The sequence below is a fragment of the Gilliamella sp. B2717 genome (genome assembly GCF_026536675.1).
GTDB lineage: Bacteria > Pseudomonadota > Gammaproteobacteria > Enterobacterales > Orbaceae > Gilliamella > Gilliamella apicola_I.
In genome coordinates this window covers 299-1,714 of record NZ_JAFNNQ010000004.1, presented here as the reverse complement: position 1 = coordinate 1,714, position 1,416 = coordinate 299, and the positions used below count along the sequence as shown (strand labels likewise).

Genomic DNA, 1,416 nt, shown 5'->3' with positions numbered 1-1,416 from the left:
ACACACAGCAGGAAAAGCTGGTGGTGGAGCAGGAAGATGACCTTTTCTATGTGGGCATAGTGGATGTGACGTATGCGCAAAACAATGTCAGTGGCGACGGACAATCCATACTGGAAGAGGCAGACAGTCATCACTACAGCGGCAAAGGGAGCTGGGATGGACGGGTTGCATTTTACTTAAAAGCGAACAAAGGTGATTATCGCATTACCGCCCATTTAGACACAACGGAAACCCGGCTGAAAAATGCGTTCGGTCATTTAGGTGAAAAAGACCCGACCCGTTTTATCCGTGAAATCGACCCGCAAGCTTACTACCCTACTCATGGTGATGGTTCGACCACTGAGCGGGATGTGGATACGGAAGGGAAGTTTTATCTCAAAATAGAGAAAGGAAAAAGTTACGGGTTATGGGGTAACTATAACACGCAGATTACCGGCAATGAGTTTGCTAACTTTAACCGCAGTTTATACGGTGCACAATTGTCTCATGAAAGTGAAGGTGTGACCGGATATGGTGATACCCGCACGTACGGGACGGTGTTTTTATCGAACGGTGAAACACGGGGCAGTCATGTTGAGTTAGCCTCGACCGGTGGTAGTTTGTATTTTTTAAAACATCAGCGTATTACCGAAGGGAGTTTAAAGCTGTCGATGGAGGTACGTGACCGTAATACGGGTCGGGTACTGAGCACCGGGACGTTGACGGAAGGTGTGGACTATGAAGTCAATCAGTTTCAGGGTCGGGTACTTTTAACCAAGCCACTGCCGATGACGGCACAGGGTGAGACGGGGAGCTCGATAATTGAAGGCGGTAATCTGTTAGGGGGTAACCCGGTCTGGATTATTGCGGAATATGAATATTACTCAGATGGTTTTGACTTTAACAGCGAAAAAGTATTTGGTGGTCGTGCTTATCACTGGTTAAACGACCATGTTCGAATTGGCGGGACGTATATCAATGAAGACCAGTCAAGCGGCGATACGTATGAATTAAAAGGGGTTGACCTGATAATACGACCAACGCAGGGGACACATACCCATGTGGAGTATGCGAAAAGCAAGGCGGGGATGAATGATATATATGTGTCGAGCAATGGTGGTGTCTCGTTTAATCAAACGACGTTATCAGGCGATACCCGTGGTGCGGCATGGAAGATAGAGCAAACCATCAACTTTGATGACTTTACCGATGAGGATATTCCGCTGAGTTTTAAAGGATATTACTCGATGCAGCAGGAAGGCTTTTCATCGTTTGCCAAAGCCCGAAGCAGTGATTTGGAAGAGTGGGGTGGCGAGTTACGTTATGACTTTGAGCCGGATAAGCGAGGGGTATTAGTTTCTTACAGCAATGAAAAAGACAAGGGTAACTATGTAGAACGAATAGCCCGTGCGCAATATTACACTACGCTGGGCGATT

General features: G+C 47.0%; 1 pseudogene. It reads left to right on the top strand.

Features of this window, described 5'->3' with window-relative positions:
• Positions 1 to 1,416: pseudogene (locus J3U35_RS02080) on the top strand (hypothetical protein); the annotation flags it as partial.